General features: G+C 41.6%; 18 protein-coding genes and 3 pseudogenes. 18 read left to right on the top strand and 3 right to left on the bottom strand.

Features of this window, described 5'->3' with window-relative positions:
* Positions 1-263 precede the first annotated feature (263 nt).
* The 16 genes and pseudogenes from ACBP55_RS19055 to ACBP55_RS18980 all read left to right on the top strand — a co-directional run bounded on the left by ACBP55_RS19055 (position 264) and on the right by ACBP55_RS18980 (position 16,174).
* Positions 264-497: a hypothetical protein gene (locus tag ACBP55_RS19055; protein ID WP_464644125.1), complete on the top strand. Its 234-nt coding sequence runs from the start codon at positions 264-266 to the stop codon at positions 495-497.
* A 9-nt stretch (positions 498-506) separates the two neighbouring features.
* Complete coding sequence (locus tag ACBP55_RS19050) at positions 507-1,157, top strand: dihydrofolate reductase family protein (protein ID WP_464644123.1); 651 nt, start codon at positions 507-509, stop codon at positions 1,155-1,157.
* Positions 1,158-1,276: 119 nt separating this feature from the next.
* A pseudogene (locus tag ACBP55_RS19045) lies at positions 1,277-2,356 on the top strand (glycosyl hydrolase family 95 catalytic domain-containing protein); the annotation flags it as partial.
* A gap of 135 nt (positions 2,357-2,491) precedes the next feature.
* Positions 2,492-2,977 carry a GNAT family N-acetyltransferase gene (locus ACBP55_RS19040; RefSeq protein WP_464644122.1) on the top strand — a complete coding sequence of 162 codons (486 nt, stop codon included), beginning with the start codon at positions 2,492-2,494 and terminating at the stop codon, positions 2,975-2,977.
* Between the two features lie 149 nt (positions 2,978-3,126).
* Entirely contained in the window at positions 3,127-3,435 is a 309-nt protein-coding gene (locus ACBP55_RS19035) for a GNAT family N-acetyltransferase (protein WP_464653576.1), read from the top strand.
* Positions 3,336-3,614, top strand: coding sequence for a GNAT family N-acetyltransferase (locus tag ACBP55_RS19030; RefSeq protein WP_464644121.1), 279 nt, complete (start codon positions 3,336-3,338; stop codon positions 3,612-3,614). The genes ACBP55_RS19035 and ACBP55_RS19030 overlap by 100 nt, the downstream gene beginning before the upstream one ends.
* A gap of 348 nt (positions 3,615-3,962) precedes the next feature.
* A complete protein-coding gene (locus ACBP55_RS19025) occupies positions 3,963-4,721 on the top strand; it encodes a class I SAM-dependent methyltransferase (RefSeq protein WP_464644119.1) in 759 nt (252 codons plus the stop codon).
* A 463-nt stretch (positions 4,722-5,184) separates the two neighbouring features.
* A complete protein-coding gene (locus tag ACBP55_RS19020; protein ID WP_464644117.1) occupies positions 5,185-5,481 on the top strand; it encodes a transposase in 297 nt (98 codons plus the stop codon).
* Positions 5,439-6,362 (top strand): annotated as a pseudogene (locus ACBP55_RS19015) (IS3 family transposase); the annotation flags it as partial. The gene ACBP55_RS19020 and the pseudogene ACBP55_RS19015, both read left to right, overlap by 43 nt.
* A 238-nt stretch (positions 6,363-6,600) precedes the next feature.
* Complete coding sequence (locus ACBP55_RS19010; protein WP_464644116.1) at positions 6,601-7,551, top strand: ABC transporter permease; 951 nt, start codon at positions 6,601-6,603, stop codon at positions 7,549-7,551.
* A 14-nt stretch (positions 7,552-7,565) separates the two neighbouring features.
* Positions 7,566-8,438, top strand: a complete 873-nt coding sequence (locus ACBP55_RS19005; RefSeq protein ID WP_464644115.1) for a carbohydrate ABC transporter permease — start codon at positions 7,566-7,568, stop codon at positions 8,436-8,438.
* 126 nt (positions 8,439-8,564) lie between these two features.
* Positions 8,565-10,151 (top strand): extracellular solute-binding protein, encoded by a 1,587-nt coding sequence (locus ACBP55_RS19000; RefSeq protein ID WP_464644113.1) that lies wholly within the window; start codon positions 8,565-8,567, stop codon positions 10,149-10,151.
* A 55-nt stretch (positions 10,152-10,206) separates the two neighbouring features.
* On the top strand, positions 10,207-10,362 hold the full coding sequence (locus ACBP55_RS18995; protein WP_464653355.1) for an RICIN domain-containing protein: 156 nt from the start codon (positions 10,207-10,209) through the stop codon (positions 10,360-10,362).
* A gap of 321 nt (positions 10,363-10,683) precedes the next feature.
* The gene (locus ACBP55_RS18990) at positions 10,684-12,603 is read left to right on the top strand and encodes a family 43 glycosylhydrolase (RefSeq protein ID WP_464644112.1); all 1,920 of its coding nucleotides are present in this window, start codon (positions 10,684-10,686) and stop codon (positions 12,601-12,603) included.
* 310 nt (positions 12,604-12,913) lie between these two features.
* A complete protein-coding gene (locus ACBP55_RS18985) occupies positions 12,914-14,350 on the top strand; it encodes a response regulator transcription factor (RefSeq protein ID WP_464644110.1) in 1,437 nt (478 codons plus the stop codon).
* Between the two features lie 15 nt (positions 14,351-14,365).
* On the top strand, positions 14,366-16,174 hold the full coding sequence (locus tag ACBP55_RS18980; protein ID WP_464653192.1) for a sensor histidine kinase: 1,809 nt from the start codon (positions 14,366-14,368) through the stop codon (positions 16,172-16,174).
* A 91-nt stretch (positions 16,175-16,265) separates the two neighbouring features.
* Here the strand turns inward: ACBP55_RS18980 and ACBP55_RS18975 are convergent, their stop codons facing one another.
* Together ACBP55_RS18975 and ACBP55_RS18970 are read right to left on the bottom strand one after the other, a co-directional pair.
* The gene (locus ACBP55_RS18975; protein WP_464653354.1) at positions 16,266-17,285 is read right to left on the bottom strand and encodes an MGH1-like glycoside hydrolase domain-containing protein; all 1,020 of its coding nucleotides are present in this window, start codon (positions 17,283-17,285) and stop codon (positions 16,266-16,268) included.
* The gene (locus ACBP55_RS18970; RefSeq protein ID WP_464653191.1) at positions 17,257-18,969 is read right to left on the bottom strand and encodes a hypothetical protein; all 1,713 of its coding nucleotides are present in this window, start codon (positions 18,967-18,969) and stop codon (positions 17,257-17,259) included. Before ACBP55_RS18970 ends, ACBP55_RS18975 begins: the two co-directional genes overlap by 29 nt.
* Before the next feature lie 145 nt (positions 18,970-19,114).
* Here ACBP55_RS18970 and ACBP55_RS18965 point away from each other — a divergent pair, with 145 nt between their 5' ends.
* Positions 19,115-20,008: a helix-turn-helix transcriptional regulator gene (locus tag ACBP55_RS18965; protein WP_464653190.1), complete on the top strand. Its 894-nt coding sequence runs from the start codon at positions 19,115-19,117 to the stop codon at positions 20,006-20,008.
* Between the two features lie 19 nt (positions 20,009-20,027).
* Here the strand turns inward: ACBP55_RS18965 and ACBP55_RS18960 are convergent, their stop codons facing one another.
* Positions 20,028-20,153 (bottom strand): AraC family transcriptional regulator, encoded by a 126-nt coding sequence (locus tag ACBP55_RS18960; RefSeq protein ID WP_464653189.1) that lies wholly within the window; start codon positions 20,151-20,153, stop codon positions 20,028-20,030.
* 960 nt (positions 20,154-21,113) lie between these two features.
* Here ACBP55_RS18960 and ACBP55_RS18955 point away from each other — a divergent pair.
* Positions 21,114-21,815, top strand: a pseudogene (locus ACBP55_RS18955) (class I SAM-dependent methyltransferase); the annotation flags it as partial.
* Positions 21,816-21,952 lie beyond the last annotated feature (137 nt).

Genomic DNA, 21,952 nt, shown 5'->3' with positions numbered 1-21,952 from the left:
GTTCAATAACGAAGGGGTTCCGCGTGGCAACCCTCGTTCCGCCAAACATTCCTGTAAGTTCTAAGATTTGGCCTTTGTCAAAAAAGTGAACACTCTATGACGCGTCTGTCGGATGACAAGAACTTTATCTCTTTCCCGACAAGGTCATGTTAAATACAAAAGGGTTGCTTCCCAGGGCAGCCATACGCAAATGAATACACTTCCCTTACCTGGACAGATTAAGTTGTGATTGGTGGATTTAGGTATAGGAAGGGGAAATTATCTTGAAGGTTTTAATTTGCTTTGTAATCCTACTTTCAATGGTCGGAACACAAACCACTTTTTGTAATTCAGTTGGTGAGAAGCCAATTAAGGACTCAAGGGAGCTGCAACTTCAAGATATGCTGGTGTTGCTTTTACTACCGCAAATGCGAGAGAAGCTTGCTGAGGTATATTCAGGTGTACTTTCAGCACCAGGCTCACCAGACAGATTTTCACTTGACCCTTACGTAACGTAATGATTTATAGTGAACGTAAGAGCAGGACGAAACACGGGCCTACTGCCAAAAAATCGAACAACTAAATTCGAAATCAGAGGAGAAGCAAACATGAGAAAACTCGTATTGTTCATGCATGTGTCGCTGGACGGGTATGCGTCGGATTCGAACGGAGGACTAGATTGGATTCCGTACAACGAGGAATTAGAGAAATACGCCGAGGAGGTCGTAGCCGAAGTCGGCTCTCCCGTATACGGACGCACGACGTATCGGATGATGGAGAGCTACTGGCCCACGGTGCTGGACAATCCGAATGCGTCGAGGCACGGTATAGAGCATGCCAAATGGCTGCAGGATGTTAAGAAGATCGTCATTTCCGGCTCGATGGACATTGTCGAATGGAACAATACGATGCTGATCAAGGACAATATCGCAGAGGAAATCAAGGCGCTCAAGGAGCAGCCTGGCAAAAATCTCGTTATCTTCGGCAGTCCGGGGGCGGCGAAGACGTTGCTTGAGCTCGGCCTGATCGACGAATTCCTGCTGACGATTTGTCCGGTCATCTTGGGCGGCGGAAAATCGGCATTCCACGGCGACGGTGAGAAAATCAGGCTCAAGCTGCTGTCCAACCGAACGCTCAAGTCGGGCATTATCGCGGCCCGCTATGAGTTGGAGAAATAGCCGTGCCGTACAAGGTGTTCCACTAACGCAAAACGAGAGTTCAATAACAACATTAAAAGGCAGCCAGTCCAGGAGGATTGGTTGCCTTTTCTAAAGTATCGGGCATAAAAGTTCCAACCAAAGGCTATCAAGCGATTCGAGAGGAACATGTTCGAGATCATCGTGCGATATTTGATCGCATGACTTTTACATTGGATGACCCAAGTAATCAGACGGCGTCTTCCCTTCCTACGGATGTAAGGCTGCGGTTGTTACAACAAGGACATGAGGATCACGGATTAATCGCATTGTTCGTGCATTACGGAAGATATTTGCTCATGGGTAGTTCACGCCCTGGTTCGCTTCCTGCGAATTTGCAAGGCATATGGAACGAAAGCTTTACACCCCCATGGGAATGTAATTATACAGTGAATATTAATATACAAATGAATTACTGGCTAGCGGAAGTATGTAACCTGGCTGAATGTCACGAGCCTTTGTTCGATTTCATGGATCGACTTCGGGTGAATGGTCGAAAGACTGCCAAATCCGTTTATGGAGCGAGAGGATTCGTTGTTCATCATTCAACTAATCTATGGGCGGAAACGGATATCATGGGCGCCTGGGTTCCAGCTACGTTTTGGCCGATGGGTGGGGCTTGGCTAGCATTGCATGAATGGGAGCACTATCGCTATGGTTTAAATAAGCAATTTCTAGCTGATCGCGCGTATCCGATTATGAAAGAAGCTGCCGAATTTTTCTTGGATTTTCTTATCGAAGATAAAGAGGGGCGCTTAGTAACGGCGCCATCATCCTCTCCAGAGAATAGTTATTCTTTACCAAGTGGAAACAAAGGTGTACTCAGTATAGGTCCATCGATGGATTCGCAAATTTTATTTGCCTTATTTACCGCATGTCTAGAAGCTAGTTCAATCCTTGCTTGTGAGGATACTTTCCGTTGTGAGGTGCAAGAAGCTTTACAACGTTTACCGCGACCCAGCATTGGGAAGCACGGGCAGTTAATGGAATGGTTAGAAGATTATAAGGAGCTGGAACCAGGGCACCGACATATTTCGCATTTGTTTGCGTTACATCCAGGAGAACAAATTACGACGACGCATACACCAGAGCTTGCACAAGCCGCATGTAAAACACTGGAGCGACGACTTGAGAACGGTGGCGGACATACGGGTTGGAGTCGAGCGTGGATAATTAATTTTTAACCTGCTCTTTTTCTTGATATTTGGACCTGCGCCTTAACTAAATGACATTGACCACTTGGTAGACCTTCAATTCGTTAACGGGCAGTTTACTGTGGTAAGATTAGGAAGTAATTGATTTTTGAGGGAAACTGAATGACGAATGTCGTAAACGCAACAAATGAAGACATAAAGGGATGGTTTAAACTAGCCACTGAGGTAGAATACCTTTTTGGTCCAATGGTGGATGACCCAAGTTTTATTAAAGCATTAGAGAAAAATGTTAATCGAGGTACTGCGTTTTGTGTACGAGAGAATAATGGTTCACCAGGGTCGAACTTACTTGGTGGAGTATTGTTTTCCTCATCAAATGCATCGAGCTACAAAATTGGTTGGCTATCTGTTTCATCCCATTCGAAGGGAAAGGGCGTAGCAACGGAATTGCTTACTCATATTCTAGGTCTAGTTCATTCCAATTCTAAAATATCAGTTATTACATTTGGTGATGACATTCCTGAAGGTCAAGCTGCAAGAAGGCTTTATGAAAAGTTTAGTTTTATTCCTTCAAACGAGTTGGTTCCGAAAGGTCCCGAGGGGGGATCTCGCCAAAAATTCATACTAACAATTCCAGCAGCGGACTAAACTAACGGCGAACTATAGTTGAGGGGCTTGCTTCGCAGCAGCTCCTCTTTTGTTTATTAGATTAACGGGCAAAGGAAAAGTATGGGTAATAATCGAATAAATTAGTGAACTATTTATCTCAAGTTAAATCATTACAAGGAGAATGTAGAGTGGAAACAAAACGTTGTAGCATTAAAATAACAAATCGAGCTGACTATATTGATTTAAAAAAATTATACAATGATACTAAAGTATGGGATTACTTGGGCGGTCAAAGAAGTTCTCAGCAAATCGAAAATAGAGTTACAGAATGGATAAATCCCCAAGAAAATTGCCAATATTGGACAGTGAGAGAAATAGTTTCAGGTGCATTCTTAGGATGTATTTTATTAAACCACACTATAATGGAGAATATACTCAAATTTCATATATGTTTCTATCAAGTTTTTGGGGTAACGGTTTTGCATTTGAGGCGATAAGTCAAGTATTGTGCCATTCCTTTGAGGATAAAGTATATAATAAGCTCATTGCTGAAGCGCAATCCGCAAACACTTCTTCATGTGCCTTATTAAAGAGACTTGGATTTTATGAAGTAAAGAGAGTTATTCGTTTTAATGCCGAACAAGTAATTTTTGCTATAGACCACCCAGTTATATGATAATTTTAAAGTTCATCAAAATTTCCAAACTGAACTTGATTAGTCCACCTAAGTCATTAAACTAACGAGAAACGATAGTTGAATAACCTGGGAGCAGATCGCCGCGGCCGGCAGCTGTTCCCTTTTTCTTTGAAGTACCGGCAGGTTAACGCAGTAGATACACATTGAATTTATAATACGGGTCAACGTGATTTATCCGATTTTTTCATGTATCATCTGAAATAAAATGGAATGATGTTCCAATAAATGGTATCATGGATTTTGCTTTAGAATTGTATGCGGATTCTTTTGATAACCATGCTTGTCAAGACAGAAAATCAAAATAGATTGAAGGGAGATTTGACTAATATGAATGAACAAAGTACTAAAAATAAGATAGCTTGGGAACATCGAGCATATGAATTTTGGAACAGACGAGATGGTTCACCTAAGGATAAGGCGAAACAAATATTGGATAATCCCAAAGCACAGCTAAAAAAACATAAGCAATATTTTGATAAGATTGAAAGAAAAAAGATTGCTAACCTATGTGGTTCAAATGGAAGAAAAGCAGTCCCTTTAGCAATGTTAGGCGCAGATGTAACAGTATTTGATATATCGGAAGAAAATAAAAAGTATGCCCTTGAACTGGCGGATTCCGCCAATGTATCTATACAATATGTTGTTACTGATATTTATGATATAGACTTAGAAAAGTATAGTGGTCATTTTGACATGCTATACTTAGAAGGTGGAATATTACACTATTTCAATGACATTGAAAAATTCATGTCTCTTCTTTTTTCATTACTTAAAGATAATGGAGTGATGGTTCTAAGTGACTTTCATCCCTTAAGAAGGTGTATCGTTTCTAACTCTAAAATCGAATATCAAATCCAACAAAGTTACTTTGACGAAGAATTACATAGTGGGGATGTAGCATATAAACATTATTTCGATGAACATGAACAACAAGACTTTCCAGATGTTTCGATTAGGCTTTATACCCTTAGCGAAATAATAAATTCAGTAATTACATCTGGCTTTAATTTAAAGAAATTTGATGAGCATCGTGGTTGGGAAAATGAAAACATTCCATGGGAATTTACAATTGTGGCTAATAAATAAAAGGAAAGTTCTATCCAAAGAAGAACCACTCCATTGTCGGAGTGGCTTCTTTTTTATTGATGTATATTTTGTGGTCAAGTTGTACTTTGTGTATATATACATTACGTTGAACCGTACAGTAGATGACAGGTCAAGTCATTACGCTAAACATTCCTGTATAGCCTAAGAAATGGGCTTTGTCAAAAAAGGAGCACCTCGGTATGATGGGTTTGTCCCGGGTTTACAACCCAACACCATCAAGGAGGCGCTCTAATTATGAAGTTTAACAATCAGAAGTACAAAATCAACGAATCGGGTGACAAGAACATAACTACCATTATTAATTAATAATGTAATAACTATTTATTCCATAAGATTTGTAAATATAAGCGGATAAAGGGGCGAATTGCATTTAGACTTAATAGTGGACACAACGAATTGGGGAGTTAGATAATAGATCTATCCAAATTACGAGGTGTCCAAGATGAGTGAATCCCGCCAACGTTACAATCAAAAGTTTAAAGAGGAAACGGTAAAGTACATTCAACAACATAGTAAATCGATCACGGAAATTGCAAACGAACTGAACATTCCAGCGAAGACTTTGAGCAGATGGGTGAGTAAATATCGCCAATTTCCAGATGAGCCCTTCGTGGGCAGTGGGAATCTGCGCAGCCACGATCAGATCGTGAAAGACTTGGAGCAGCGAAACAAAGACCTAGAGGAAGAGCTAGCCATCTTAAAAAAGGCGCTGCACATCTTCAGCAAAGACCCGAAGTGAGATTCAAGTTCATTGATGACCACCGTTCTACATTTCGAGTTGAGAAGATGTGCAGCGTACTAGGTGTATCCAGGAGCGGTTACTATAAATGGCGATTGACAGCCCCAAGTGAGCGGAAAAAGCGCCGAGAAGCGTTGGCTAAAGAGGTCGAATTTGAGTACTTGGATTCAGATCGGAATTACGGGAGTCCGAAGATCACAGAGGAACTGAGAAAGAAAGGTTTCAAAGTCGCTGTCAAAACGGTTGGACGCATCATGAAAGAGAAGGGATTACGCTCACAAGCTGTAGCGAAATTCAGCGTACAAACAACGGATTCAAATCATAGCCACCCTATTGCGCCTAATTGGCTGAATCAGCATTTTGATGTGTGTACAAGACCGAATCAAGTATGGGTTACCGACATTACGTACATCCACACGCGTCAAGGAAACCTTTATTTAGCAAGCGTTCTTGACTTGTTTACCCGCAAAATTGTCGGCTGGCAGCTCGGCAATCGCATGACTGTGGAACTGACGCTAGATGCCTTAAACCAGGCATACGAAGCCAAACGACCGCCTAAGGGCCTTATTCATCATTCAGACCGCGGATCGCAGTATGCGTCCAGTGAATACCGTAAACAGCTGAAAAAATACCATATGATTCGTAGCATGAGCCGAAAAGGTAACTGCTACGATAATGCTTGTATAGAGGCTTTCCACAGCATCCTCAAGCGGGAATTGGTGTACAGGTATAAATTTCAAAGCCGCCAAGAAGCACACCAGCGAATCTACTGGTACATTGAGTTTTTCTACAACCGGAAGCGTACGCACAGCAAGCTCGGCTATTTGTCCCCAGTCAAGTTTGAAATGCAGTATTACAAGCAAGCTAAACTAATTTCTTAACCTTTTTTTGTGTCCACTCTATTGACTCAAGTACAAATGTCATCTAAGTTATTACTTTGATAAGGATTTCCCAAGTTTTAAATATAAAATTATTACAAAAACAATTTATAAAATTACATTTTAATAAAAATTCATGAGGGTATAATTCTTTACATGAGATCGCTTTATAAGAATTTTGCTCAAATTATTTCGTAGGAGGTTATTTTTTAAAAAAATTAGTAGGAGAGGGACGATACAAGTGAAAGCGGTTTTAGAAAACTATAGAGAGAATATCAAAATAAAGAAAAAGAACAGTAATCTACATAGCTTAAAAAGAGATGCACTCTTATATCTACTCTTACTGTTGCCAGTGGCATATATCATCATTTTTCGATATGCACCCATCTATGGCGTGTTGATGGCCTTTCAGGATTATAACATTTTTGAGGGTATTAGCGGGAGTGAGTGGGTTGGGCTTGATGTCTTCAAATTCATTTTCGAACAAAATAGTTTTTACCGTGCGCTCACCAATACGCTCGTTTTAAATTTACTGGATTTGGTAGCAGGCTTCCCGGCACCCATCATCCTTGCCATATTGTTGAATGAAATCCGATATGTAAGATTCAAAAAAGTAACCCAAACGATTTTATATTTACCGCACTTCTTATCCTGGGTCATTATTGGCGGTATGGTCTACCTGCTATTTTCCTCAGGAGGCATGGCGAATACAGTCTTATCTAGCATCGGGATTGGAAAAATTGAGTTCCTTTCTCAAAAAACGAATTGGTTGATCATGTATGTAGCTATTGGGATATGGCAAAGTGTTGGCTGGGGTACCATTATATATTTGGCTTCCATCATTGGCATCAATAAGGAGTTATATGAGGCGGCAGATATCGATGGATGCAGCAGGCTTCGTAAAATATGGCATATTACTTTGCCTGGGATTAAGCCTACCATTATTATTTTGCTTATTTTACAAATAGGCAGGATGCTCTCGATCGGGTTTGATCGGCCATTTGTGATGGGGAATTCACTGGTAAGTGAGTACTCCGATGTCATCAGTACATATGTGTATCGGATCGGAATTGGATCTGGCGATTTTTCGCAGGCAACAGCAGTTGGACTCTTTCAATCGGTTGTAGGGTTAATCTTTTTGGTGGCAGCCAATTATATTGCCAAAAGAATTGGTGAGCAGGGAATTTGGTAAGGAGTGTGAGTTTGTTGCGTAGAAAACATAGAATCAATTTCACGGATATAAGTATTATTTTATTCATAACGGTTGTATCAATTACGTGTTTAGTTCCATTTTTGTATATGATCGCGCTTTCTTTTAGTTCAAATGATGCAATTATCTCTCAGAAGGTCGCACTTTGGCCGGTAGACTTCACACTTGAAACATACAAAACGATTCTAAGTGATGTTGAAATGATTTATACACTTGGTTACACGATTGTGCTGACTATTGTCTATACACTAGTTTGTATGTTTTTAACCATTTGTGCTGCTTATCCGCTTACAAAGCAGAGGTTGAAGGGAAGAAACTTTATTCTAACAGTTCTGGTATTCACCATGTATTTTAGTGGAGGTTTAATACCTAGCTATATGCTTGTGAAAAATCTGGATTTGATGAATACGATGTGGAGCTTAATTTTGCCTGGAGCTATGAGTGTTTTCAATTTAATCATCCTAAAAACCTTTTTTGCATCACTTCCAGAAAGCTTGGAAGAATCGGCATCGATTGACGGTTGTAATGAACTGGGGATTCTCGTACGGATTGTGCTTCCGCTATCTTTGCCTTCTATTGCAACGTTAAGTCTCTTTTACGCGGTTGACAGATGGAACGGTTTTCAGGATGCACTATTTTATATAACCGATAAGAACCTGTATCCAATGCAGTTAAAATTGTACCAAATCATCACTGCGAATCAACAGTTAGATGCCCAGCAAGGTGAAGGCAGTGTTGGTGCTTATATTGTTCCTGAGTCATTGAAAGCTGCAAGTGTGATGTTTGCAACAGTTCCTATCTTAGTTGTTTACCCGAAACTACAAAAATATTTTGTGGATGGCGTAATGACGGGGGCAATTAAGGGATAAGAGATTCGATTGAAGGGTGGTGGTTATCGGACCAATCAGATAGGATGGATAATAATGATTTCGATTTTAAGGGCGCTACGAAAAACTCACGGTTTTTGTGGAAATTGATAAAGGAGAGGTCAAAAAATGAAAATTAAAAAAATGTTAGCATTACTACCAGTTTCGACCCTATTAATAACCGCATTAGCAGGATGTGGCAGCGATACGAATAAAGTAAGCCAATCGGCATCACCAGCAGCGTCAGCTGCAGCTGCAACGCCGTCAGGTCCGCCGGTTACACTAACGGTTGAAGTATTCGACAGAGGCGTACAGGGACAGCCAGATCTGAACAATAATACGTGGACCCGATATATTAATGATAATTTTGGGAAACAGAACAATGCGATTGTGAAATTTGTTCCAGTACCCCGATCACAGGAAATTGAAAAGCTTAATGTATTAATGGCAGCAAGTGAGGCACCGGACATTTCATTTACTTATGACAGCGCTACCGTATCCAGATACGCGAAAGTGAATGGTATTGTTCAATTGAATAATCTATTGGATAAGCATGGCAAGGAATTAACGAATTATTTGGGTAAGACCGTTCTTTCTTATGGACTTTTTGATGGGAAACAGATGGCGATACCTGCGAAAAGAACTTCATTAGCTTGGAATGGGATGTTTATCCGAAAGGATTGGCTGGATAAATTAGGGATGCCAGTTCCGACGACAAGGGATGAATTATATAATACGTTAATTGCATTCCGAGATAAGAATCCGGGAGGTGTAAACGGTGTTATTCCTTGGGGATTGGCAGCAACCGGATTGAATTATAACTATGGAAATTTAGGTGAGTCTTTCTGGGGGAAACAATCGGATGAAGAATTCAACACAGCGCCAAGCTGGCTAAGACCTGGAAACAAGGATGCCCTCAAGTTCCTCAACAAGCTCTATAATGAAAAATTAATCTCCCCTGATTTTGCGTTAGACAAAACAGCAAAGCAAGCAGATGCTGATCTTACCAACGGTAAAATAGGATTCTTCAGCGCAAACTGGGATTATCCATTAAGACAAAATATTAGTCAGCCATTAAAAGCAAATGTGCCTACCGCAAACTATGTGCCAATTGACACTTTTAAGAATTCAGAAGGTAAGTACAAGAAAATCGCTTATAACGAAAATGGCGTAAATGTCTTTATCCCTAAAAGCAGTAAAAATGCGGAGTTGGCGATTAAATACTTAAACTGGATGTCCGACCCGAAAAATTTATTCTTCCTGCAATATGGTCAGGAAGGGGTCAATCACAAGATGGTGAATGGTATTCCGCAGGTGATTAATCAAACTGGGGACAACATGCAAATCAGCTATCTAAACCTTGATTACACATTGGTTGTGAATGGTGTGGAGCTTGGCGACCCTCAGAAAAATGTAAAGGCTTTAGCTGCATCGGCTCCGGGACTTGAGGATGCTGCAGAACAATCGTACAAAATTAATACGACAGAAACGTACACAAGCTTCTTCTTTGATACGCCAAATGAGTCCAATATTAAGTTTGGCAAAACTCTTGGAGATATGAACAAACTAATGACCGATAAACTGATCGTCTGTAAGCCTACAGAATTCGATGCGTTGTATGACAAGTTGGTTGGCGAATATATGGCAGCTGGCGGTCAGGCTGTGATGGATGAAAACGTGAAAATCTACAAGGCTATACAAGTAAATAAGAAGTAATTGGAAGAACATTTACAATTCATATAAGCCGTTGTCCAATCATCGGCTTATATGAATTCATAATTGGGATTACAGGGATAAGAGTGCGCATCAATGGAATTTTGTCGATGTAGGTAATGGCTTGTTTATAATCAACAATGTGAATAGCGGCAAAGCCCTTGAAGTTGCAAGCGGAAGTACGGCAAACGGAGCAAAGCTTATAGCAAAATGATTACACCGGAACATCTTTGCAGCAGTGGCGGGTATAGCTTGTTGGAGGTGGTCAATATGTAAATGGCGCCGGAGCTGGCACTACGAATGGCACATCAGTCATTCAATGGCCGAAGGCAATCAATTTTGATAGCGCTTCCACGAAAACTGGGATTAGAACAAATCTGTGGGACTACACAGGAGCCGACATTCAGCTGGTAAGATCTGTTCCACAGGGGGGGATGGAAGCATTAAGTTTATCTTTAAGCATTCTGGCCAGGCTTGGGAGTTAACGTGTTCAACAAGGAAAGTAAATTGTCAGTCAAAAAAAGGAGGTTGTCTCATGGGAAAAATCAAAAAATCTAATTTGGTATTGTTTTGCGCTTCAATTGTAATTTGCTTGTTTGTATCTTTGCCAGGACTAGCTTATGCTGCTCCGATTCACTCTGGTCCACAATTTGTGGATGGCTATTATGCAGACCCTGATGTACAGGTTTATAATGGGACATATTGGGTGTATCCGACTCGTTCGACTCAAGTTGGCGAGTCTGGCACTGGCGCAAAATCTATAGACATATTTTCTTCAACAGATTTGATCAACTGGACAAAACACCCAAATGTAATAAGTTCTGACAATGTATCATGGATAAATCATTCATTGTGGGCACCAAACGGAGCTTATCGCGATGGGAAATACTACATCTATTTTGCTGCTAACGCAATCAATGGCGATGGACAATTAGGCGGAATAGGTGTTGCAGTGGCTGATAATCCACAAGGTCCATATACCGATGCGATTGGCGCACCCCTTATAAATGTTGTAAGAAATGGCGCAGGTCCAATGGATCAGGATGTATTTATTGATGACGACGGTCAGGCGTATATGTATTATGGCAGCTGGGGCGAGTGTAATGTTGTAAAGCTTAACGCTGACATGAAGTCTCTGGGAACATGGTCTGACGGAACCGTCTATAAGAAAGTTACTCCAACTAAAACGGGCGATAATGATTATTTTGAAGCGCCTAAAGTGTTCAAGAGGAACGGGATATACTATATGACTTATGCTGCCGGTGTATGGGCAGATTCATCTTATAAGGTCATGTATGCAACTTCCAGCTCTGTAACAGGACCATTTGTACCACAAGGTATTATGCTGCATACGGATACTACAACAGCAGATGGACCTGGTCATAATGGTATTGTTCAATCACCTACAACAAATGATTGGTACATTTTTTACCATAAGCGTTATCTGAGTAGTTCACAACGCGTACTGGCGTTTGATAAATTTGAGTTTAATGCAGATAGTACGATTATACCAGTCGAAATGGCAGTGGAAGATAACTTTGATGACGGTAATGATACAGGATGGACAAAATATGGCGGTGCATGGACAGTATCTGGCGGTCAGTATAATGTAGCATCAAACCCGGGTGCCAAGGCTCTTCTGGACACAAATTTCTCTGATATGATTTATGAAGCTGATGTGACACCAGGTTCAACCGGCAATGCGGGTCTGGTATTTAGGGTATCAAATCCTGGAACAGGTACGGATGCTTACCAAGGCTACTATGCTGGACTCGATGTTCCCAATCAGAAGGTGCTAATTGGGAAGGCAAACAACAACTGGACATCGCTTGCCACTGCTTCTATGAGCTTAACGGCTAATACACAGTATCATGTTAAAATTGTCGCACAAGATGAATCCATCAAGGTTTATGTTGGTGATATGACTACACCTAAGATTAGTGTGACAGATTCAACCAATATTGGGGGTAGTATAGGCGTTAGGACATATGATTCAGCTGCAAAATTTGATAATATTTCAGTTCAAAGCAGTCGATATGAAACAGAAAATTTAATTGTAAGCGCAACCTCAGGCGACAAACACTCTATGTTCGGAAATGGATCCGGTCGGGACCTCAATCTGAGCGGTGGATTTGGAACTGCGCTAGAAGCCAATGCAGTCAATGACTATGTAACATACACGGTGAATGTGCCTGAGGCACGCAGCTATAGCGTAAGGGTCGGTGTGAAAAAGGGAACCAACAGGGGACAGTTCCAGATGTCGGTAAACAGTGTAAATCACGGTTCGGTTCAGGATTTATATTCAACTGCATTTAACTATATGGAACTGAATGTGGCAAATATAACCTTCAGCTCGGCAGGCGATAAATCCTTCAAGTTTAATGTTACAGGTAAAAATGGTTCAAGCTCAGCCTACCATCTGTCACTTGATTATATTAAACTAGTACCAAACTGATGCAAGTATGTAAAGAGGACGGTTAATATTAACCTTCTCTTGTGATGAAAACTTATACAGTTCTTAAAACCTAGGCCCTAGCCTAGGTTTTTTTGCTTTGATGAGATTGTTTATATGTGTGGGAACATAGCAAGAACCCTAAGTGCCAATAAAAACATTAATAATTACAAAATTAATTTATAAAAATACATTTTATTAATCAAAATTTAGAGTAGAATTATTTACATGAAAAATCTTAATAAAAAACTTTCGATTATTATATTGATTGCGCTTTCGCTGATAGATAGAGCCAACAATCATGGAGGTACTTATGTATAGTGTAATTATTGTAGATGATGAACCTTGGGCGATAAAAGGAGTACGGAATGCCTTTAACTGGCATCAATACGGGTTCGAAATCATAGGTCAATTTACAAGTGCCCATAAGGCAATTGAGTTCATATCTGAGGAATCTCCTGATCTAGTCTTTACAGATATTAGAATGCCTGATATTTCCGGCCTTGACCTTATGCGGATGACGAAAGACATGGGATTGGATGTTGACTTCGTTGTTGTAAGCGGTTTCGCTGAGTTTGCTTATGCGCAAGAGGCCTTAAGATATGGTGCGCTGGATTATTGTCTCAAGCCCTTAGATATTGAGTTGGCAGATCCCTTAATTGAAAAGCTGGCCATGCATTTCTCCAAGAAGCGAAGCATTCGAAATAACCTTATTTTAGATGCGCTTACCGCACCTGATAAAAGTGAATTAAAACGTTTGACGCCATTTTTTGATCGTACATCGGACGATTATTTGCGTGTCGTTATCGTGTATTCCGATAGTGAGAAAAAGGATGGTCAAGCCATTAAGTTTGGCGATATAGGGCATACCTTAGAAGTTGAATTTGGCTCAAGAAAGACACTGTACATTCTCAAAAGTGATAAGAGATCAGAGTTGGATGTTCAATTGGATGCTGCAATATTCACAGGTTCGAACATAAAATCAATAGGAATTAGCTCCATTTCTACGAATTACGATCAAATGGCCAAGCTAATCAAGGAATCCGATCTTGCAGCTTCACAAACATTTTTGAATGAAGAAAAAGGGATATTTGAATATGAGCCAAAGCTTAGTTTGGTTAATCCGTTTATAGATGGCATTGCTTCTAGTATGAAAGAGAAAAAGTTTGAAGACTTGGATGACATCATTCAGAAAATGAAGTATTTCTTCTCATTTCATCATTTAGGTATGGGAGAAGTCGTTTATTTATGGAATCAAGTGGTCAGCAGTTTGGTTGGCACCTATTACGAAGAGTTGAAGGACATGGAGCTTGATTTCCTCAATTACTCTGAACTGAAAGAGCGATTTGAAAACTTTGAGTCCTTATGCAGCTTTTTAAATGACATTTTCATATACTTAAAGCAACTAAACGGCCAGTCCATGCATGAAAGCGATAAGAACGCTTTTTTTACCCAGATGGTGAAATATATCGACAATCATTATCAGGACGAGTTATATCTGAAAGATTTATCTGTCAAATTTCTGATCAACCAAGTGTACTGCTGCCAACTGTTCAAAAAAGTTTTGGGCAAAACCTTTTCGGGATATGTAACCGATTTGAGAATCAAAAAAGCTTGTGAGCTATTGAAAAGATCAGAGTTGTCCATTGAAGAAATTGCAACCAAAGTAGGTTATTTTGACTATTATTATTTCAATAAAGTATTTAAGAAACAATGTGGGATAACGCCTACGAAATTCAGAAAAAGTTGACTGGAGTGGGGAAATTTGCAGATTAGTAGACTAAAACTTAAACATCAGATCTTACTGATATTTTTATTTTCGGTTTTCATATTTACCATCATGGAATTCTATTCCTACTATAGCTTTTATAATTTAACCCAAAAGAGAGCTGTAAATTATGGGAATACGATCATAGAACAAACTCGCCAAAAGATCGATTCCGTTTTTAACGATATCAAAGTCAGTACAAACATAGCTGTTGATAATAAATGGGTACAGGAATTTACCATTGCAGATGATGATTATAAAAGGAGTTTTGAAATTGGCACTTATGTCATTGATCTCATTGAATATATGAGGTTCTTTAATTCTTATTTGAATGGCATTGTGATTACTGATAATCAAGGAAGAAGAATTTCCAGTTTAGCGACTGCCAACGGTGATATTACGTTTTCAAATCAGTATATTCATTTTATTAATTCATTTAAAAATGAGAGTGAGACAGTTGTTAAAGGGAAATTTACAAACTTATTAAAGGACGAAAAAACAGGAATTGAATATTTCTTTTATATAGCACCCATTATTGAGGCGATTGGCGGGGTTCAATTTTCTAAAAAGACAGGCTATTGTTCAGTAATCGTGAATATGGAAAAGATACAAGATCTTGTGGAAAACACAGAATTGACGCCTAACTCAGTTTTGTATATCCTTAACAGCCGAAATGAGGTCATTGCGTCAAATAATGCAAAATTGCATGGCAATTTATTCAAGGAAATTCTTTCGATAGATAGTCAAAGTTTAACTAATGGGGTAAAAACGAAAATCAATGGGGAAGATGTCATCGTTCAGGCAAAAGGCTTGAGGCAGGCGGATGAGTGGCGAATCGTAAGCGTTATTCCGGTGCATGAACTGACAACGGACATGAAGGCGATTAAGAATATTAGCATTATCGCAGGAATTGGTATCATTATAAGTATGATGATTCTGGGGTACTTTTTCTTAAACAATCTGACTCGACCCGTGATGGGGCTTGTCTCAGATATGAAAAAAATTGGTAATCGCGACAGGAGCTTTCGGGTGAAGGTACGTTCAACCAATGAAGTTGGCGTTCTAGCCTATGATATTAATAGCATGATTGACAAAATGGAAGAGATGACGAGTCATGTTATTAGTACCCAGGCAAGATTATATGAGGCGGAATTGAGCAAAAAACAGGCGGAGTTTTCTGCCTTACAAAGTCAAATCAACCCGCATTTCCTTTATAATACTTTAAATTGCATTAGTAGTATCGGTCTAGAATACGGCAGTAAGGAAATAGCGCAGATTACTTCAAGTATGTCAAAGATTTTTCGATATAGTATTGAAAAAAGCGAACTCGTCCTAATAAGCGAAGAAATTCAATGTATTAAGGCCTATCTCAATATTATTTCCATTCGATATGAAAACAAGTTCTCTTTGGAAGTTAAGGTTGATGACAAGCTATTAGGTTTGAAAACACCTAAAATGATCTTGCAGCCCATTGTGGAAAATTCCGTCTATCATGGACTTGAAAATATGGACGCAGGAGGACAACTTTGTGTAAGCGGCAATATGGACGAGAATGGAGATATATGTTTTCAAGTAGTGGACACGGGTAAAGGGATAGGTCAAGATGAGCTGGAACGCATGAAAGCGAGACTGCATATGGCATATGCGGAGAGAGTGAAAAACAGTTTAGAAGGGAAAAATATAGGGCTTTCCAATATTAATAATCGGATAAAGTTGCTGTTTGGAGAGGGTTACGGAGTAGAGATAGAGAGTCAACTTGGTAATGGAACGACAGTGAGTGTTAAGATTCCATCTATATCAAATTGAACTATTTTTCTCAAGGGGGGTTAAGGGATCGTGGAACAAATACGCAATAGAACCCGCCAAAGATAGGCGGGTTCTATTGCGTAAAAATCATTTAACATGCCCGGATCCGCACAGCGGCCTGCGGCATGCAATTGGTAATGCGCATTTCTACACCACCGCAGTTGTTAATCGTCCAGTGCACGGTACACCCTGTTCCCTCCACTTCATAGTGCACGCCGTCTACCATGTTGACCACGATGCTGAAGGCTTGTTCGGCTTCACTGGCATAGCGAAATTCCGCCTGATACGCCGTATAGCTTTCGTTAAAGGACTGCTGCAGCATCCAAACATTAAAACCAGTGGAAACTTTGCCAAGTTGGTAATAAGCAGCAAACCAATTGATAACCGGAGCCGACAAACCGCCGAAATGATGCCATCCTGCGCCACGACCTGTTTGCACGATAAAGTGCTCATAACAGTTGTAGGTGGCCTCGGTCTCGCGCTTCCATAAGTCTAATGCGGTATCCGCGATGCGGAAAGCAAGATCGGAGTAACCCAAATCGAGCATGGTTTTCCAGAAAAACCATTGATGCGGCATCCAAACCGCACCATTCCAATAGCCATCCGCCTGATAATAAGGCGCGCTTTGGTCAACGGTGGACAGGCCGATTGGCGTCCATAAACGTTTTTCATCAAACAGCACGGCAACTAGGCGATCCGCACGCGATTTGGTACAGATGCCGGCTACTAGCGGGTAAAGCCCATCCATCCCCATGTTGTAATTGGCCCCGGAACTGTGCCGTAGAAGGCCTTCTGGCTCACCCTGCTCGCTATGCACGACATAGCCGTAATAACCGGCTTCTTCATCCCACGCATGCTTCTCCAAAGCATAACTCCATCGTTCTATATCCTGCTCGTATTCCCTTATGTCTTCCTGCCAATTCTCCGACATTGCGGCAGCCATTTTCAGGATTTTAGCAATACGAATGGCCTGGCTCGTTGTCACAATAGGGGCAACTGTTGCTTCTAGCGTTTGCGCATGTACATATTTTTGCGGCGGATAATCGTCCCAACCCCCGGAATTATAGAAGTAATCCCATGTCTTAAGTAGTTCCGGAGCGCAGTATGCCAGTAGTAGACCCGCTAATTTTCCCGGCTAGGAACAAGTAATATTGACGTAATCGCGGATAAAAATGATTCAAGAAGGCGAGAGACTGCCCTTGGTTCCACAGCTCAAGAAACACATAATGCTGCACGGGAACCGGGCTGCCATGATGAATGAAGGCAGCCTGGCGGTCACCAGGTTCTGTCATATACGCGTTCAAGCAATCTATTGAGCGCCTTGCATCCAAATCGGAGAACCCGAGTGCGATAAACCCTGAATCCCATGTATATAGGGAATCCCACCAGCGCCCTGGCGTACTGTGGCGAATGTACCTGCGCCTGGTGTAGACAGGGAAGACTGTATTGGTTAGCAGCGTAGCTCGCATAAGCTGCTGGCTAAACGCATAGGTGCCACCGGTAGCATAGGAGGGAGGCGGAATTAACTTCGCATGTTCAGCTTCATAAATGGCTTCGCATTTGTCGTAGTCTAGCGAAACGGCTGTTAGGGAGGCAAGCACTTCTTCGTACGTCCCAGAGCAGACCATACCATGAAGGATCTTCGATGAAGCTGGTACGATATGAATGGGACGCATGAACACATTAGTAAAGTGACCCTTTCCATTACCCTGCAAGACGGCATCAACGTGATTATGCACCGTATGACGGGCATACCGATCCAGTTCGTCGTTTTTGTATTGTCGTATCTCTACATTGGGGTAGTTCCACAATAGGCCGTAATGATACGGGCAATCTTTATATTGGAGGATCAGGCTGCCAGGAACAGGCCCTTCCAGTAATTCAGGCTCGATGTGCCAAGGGCGGTCAACAAAGACAACCTCCTCGATAGCATTGTGCTCGAGTAGGGTAAAGCCGTCCAGCACCAAGGGGCCGGAGCCGTAAGCATATAAGGAGAGCGTGAAGTCTCCTGCTGCAAGCGTCCCGATCGGTAGACGGGCAACCCTGAGGGAGTTGGAAGTCTCTACATCGAGTCGGTATGTCTGATGTCCAATTTGAAGCTCAAGCTCCCCGCTTTTCTCTGTTTGGTAGCGCAGCAAAAATACGCCGTTTTTTAAAGGCTCTGCGAGGTTTATCTCATAACGCAGCAAGTCCCCTTGGTCGGCACCGAAGTTGCATCCTATTGCGGATCCCCCCGTAAAATGCTGGCCACGAATTTCACCCCTAAGAAAACCGTCATAGACCAAGCCGTCCGACGGTCGTGGGCGTGCGAAATTCAATTCGCTATAATCTAGCGCATCAACCCACACAGCGCCCTCGGGCATCTGCGCATCTGCACATACCTGTACGTCGCCGTGCCCGAGAAGGCGAGGCGGCTGAAGCGAAGCCATCCAGTGCAGTACCAAGTTTTGCGGATGCTCGGATTGGTTCACGAAAGATACTCGAATCAGACGGCACTGATCGGCGATACGGCTGAAGGAAATGTCGGTATAGACTCGATCTTTCCATTCAAGTTCATGGCGGTGGGAGAAGAAGCTGTAATCCGCCGTTGCCTCCCATGGATGATAGCCAGATTCCCACAGCACGCTGGGAATATCCATTTTTCTCCTGTAGAAGCCAGGCATTAAACTAAGATCAAAACGCAAGCCTCGCGCTTGATCGCTGATATGGGAGATACCCATGTATTGTTTGGTATAAGGTCCCCAAGCAGGCAGTCTAAGATCATGGTCATCGGGGAGTGTCTCGATCTCATGCATTGTCTATCGCTCCTTCGAAATGTAGGCTTTTCTCTCTATTTTAAAAGAGTACATACCAAAATGCCTCTTGATATAAGCTTCAATTATCTTGAAAACGGACATTCATGATATGATGGGAATAACAATGAAGTGCAGGAGGACCCCCGTGCCAGTGAATCTGACAGCTTACGATAAAGAACATGTGGATTATGAAGATCCAAATTTCCGGATGAAAATATGGACCCTGCATCATCCTAGCCAACCATCCGCTCAATATGGGCTCTGGCACTATCATGAAGAGGTGGAGTTGATCGCTGTGCTGCAAGGTAACCTGACGATGGAAACAACACATCTCAGCTATCATCTGCAAGCTGGTCATGTGGTGATGCTCGGCTCCAATGAACTGCACAGATCCCATAAACATGGACATGACGATCTGCTGTATATCGTCTGCCATGTTGATATGGCAGCTTTTATGGATCCATCCTTGCTTCCGTATCTCGCGGCATTTACCGGCCGCTCTGCCAATTTAACACAGTTCAATGAAACGCTGCGCAAATATCCGGCAAGCATACAGGTCATTCACCAACTTATCCATCAGATGCTGCTCGATATGACGATACAACAGCGGGGCTACGAGCTCTCTATAAATGTTAGCTTGAAAAAGCTCATGTACACGTTAATTCAAATTGATGATGCCCACATCATCAAACCGATGGATCCACAGCTAGCGGAGAAATTGCGTCCTGCGCTTGTCTATATCGAACAACAGTTGGAAATTCCTCTCCAAATTGCGGATATAAGCAGCAAGCTGAACTATAATAGCAGCTATTTTGCCAAGCTGTTCAAAAAAGGAATGGGTATGACGTTTACGTCCTACGTCCAGATGCGCCGAATGAAACGAGCAGAGCAGCTCTTGCTAACAGAGGCGTGGTCTGTAACTGAAATTAGCGGCAAAGTAGGGTTTACCAGTCCAGCCCAGTTTTATCAATTATTCAAAAGGCATTTCGGCTGCTCGCCGAGGCAGTTTGTTGAGAAACGGACCCTCCCTAAACTTTAAAGCGCCTCATCTGAAGAACTTACACTCGCTGACATTTTCGATATTCGGACGGGGTTAGCTTTAACTTATTCTGAAAAATTCGGCTTCGGCTTAAATACTGGCCGCTGCTGTAACCGCATGCTTCGGAAACTTGTTCCAGCGTCATTCGGGTCGTGCGATGTCGGTGACAAGAGTGGATGGTCCTTAGTATTAGGAATTGATGAATATGGAGAAATCATATGTATAGGCTAGCATAATAGAGGATTAAACTAACGCAAAGCTATAGTTGAACAAACGTAAGAAAGGCTGCCGCGTGCAGCCCTTTGTGCTAAACGGGCAGTTTAACGCAGCTATTTAGTGAAAAGTGGTATTATTGGAGCAATAGTTTCAAAAATGGTGGAGTAACAATTTAGTCCCGCTACAACGTTTGTTGAATGGGAACCTAAAAAATGGTTGTAAAAAGCACTTCAAAACTTATTTGTTACTATTAAACCCATTGCAAACCTTGTTGGAACTAGTAAAGAAACTATGGAACCAGTAATAAAAGTGTGGAACCGCTAAAGAAGATCAGTCCTGATGATGCTTTATTCATCCACTAAGCGAATTGGAACAGGATAGATATAAACCAGCAACAGATATAGTGATGGAAATTCGAGATAAGTTTGATACTGATATAGTGTGGTTGCTATATGGTACTGAACAACACTTGATGCAAAATGCTTCAGAGATGGAAGGATTAGATAATGAGATTGATTTAGTATTGTTGTTTAGAAAACTGAAGTCATATGATCAAGAGGAAATACTCGAGTTCATCAAATTGGAGATTAAGCGTTACAGTTCTTGAAATAAATTAAAAGCACATGGACCATCTCCAGAAGAAGTAGCCACCTTAAATGATTTGTAATGCATGGCACAACATAGTTGCTCCAACACTTCCTGCTTAAAACGAAACGAATCATCCACTTTCATGGCATCCAAATAACAACAACTGGAGTACAGTAACGATGGGTTCGCATTATACGTTTGAACCTAAGGTGACAACTCTTTCAAACTCAGTTCCAAAGAAATACTCCAAACATATGTTCCTCATCGTATTTTGTGGTGAAATATTTAATAAGGGGCAACAGGAAAAATACGAACCAAACGAATCGTGAACTGGCTTCAAGGACAAGGAGTTCGATTCGAAGACGCCTCTGTTTTGGATATTGGCGCCGCCTCAGGAGTGTTCTCCGTTCCGTTTGCGGATCGAGGTGCCCGGGTAATGGCCGTAGAGACCTCTCCTCTGCTGATCGAATTGTTGGTAGAAAACATCGCAAAGGTCAACGAAGACCAGGTGAAGATTGTTTCCGAGAAGTTTGAAAATATTGATGTGCAGGCCAGAGGTTGGAGCAAGACATTTGATCTTGTCTTTGTCTCGATGTGTCCAGTTATTCACAATTGGGATAGCGTGAAAAAGATTCTTCAATGCGCTAGGAAGTTCTGTTACATCAGTATGCCAGCAAGTCCAGCGGAGCATAGTCTGGTGAATGAAATTTGGCCACTTGTCACCGGTCGCCCCTTCCATCCGAAACATATGGAATTGGGATATTTGCTGCATTTGCTGGATCTGAAAGGTTATGCATACTAATCGGTAATCACGAGGAAAACGAAAACGACGGAAGTCTCCACAGCAGCATTGCAAGAAGCGATGACTTGGCTTCGCCATCACCGTCTGCCTATAAGTGAGCAGAATCGAAACATCATTGCAGACTATTTGAAACAAGCCTATCCGTCCGGCAAAGTAGTCATCCAAGAGGGCGGACGTTTTGGCAAAGTACTGGTTCGATAGCAGGATCAGAACATGTACGTACAGCAGTTGAAAAATGCCGTTGATGTAAAAGTGATGTAATTATCGAGCCGAAAATAACGGAGGGACGCTCGGGAATGTCCCGAGCGTCCCTTATTGTCCTTTACCTTTGTTCATGT

It is taken from the genome of Paenibacillus sp. WG02 (genome assembly GCF_055396115.1).
This window is presented reverse-complemented; position numbering and strand designations above follow the sequence as displayed.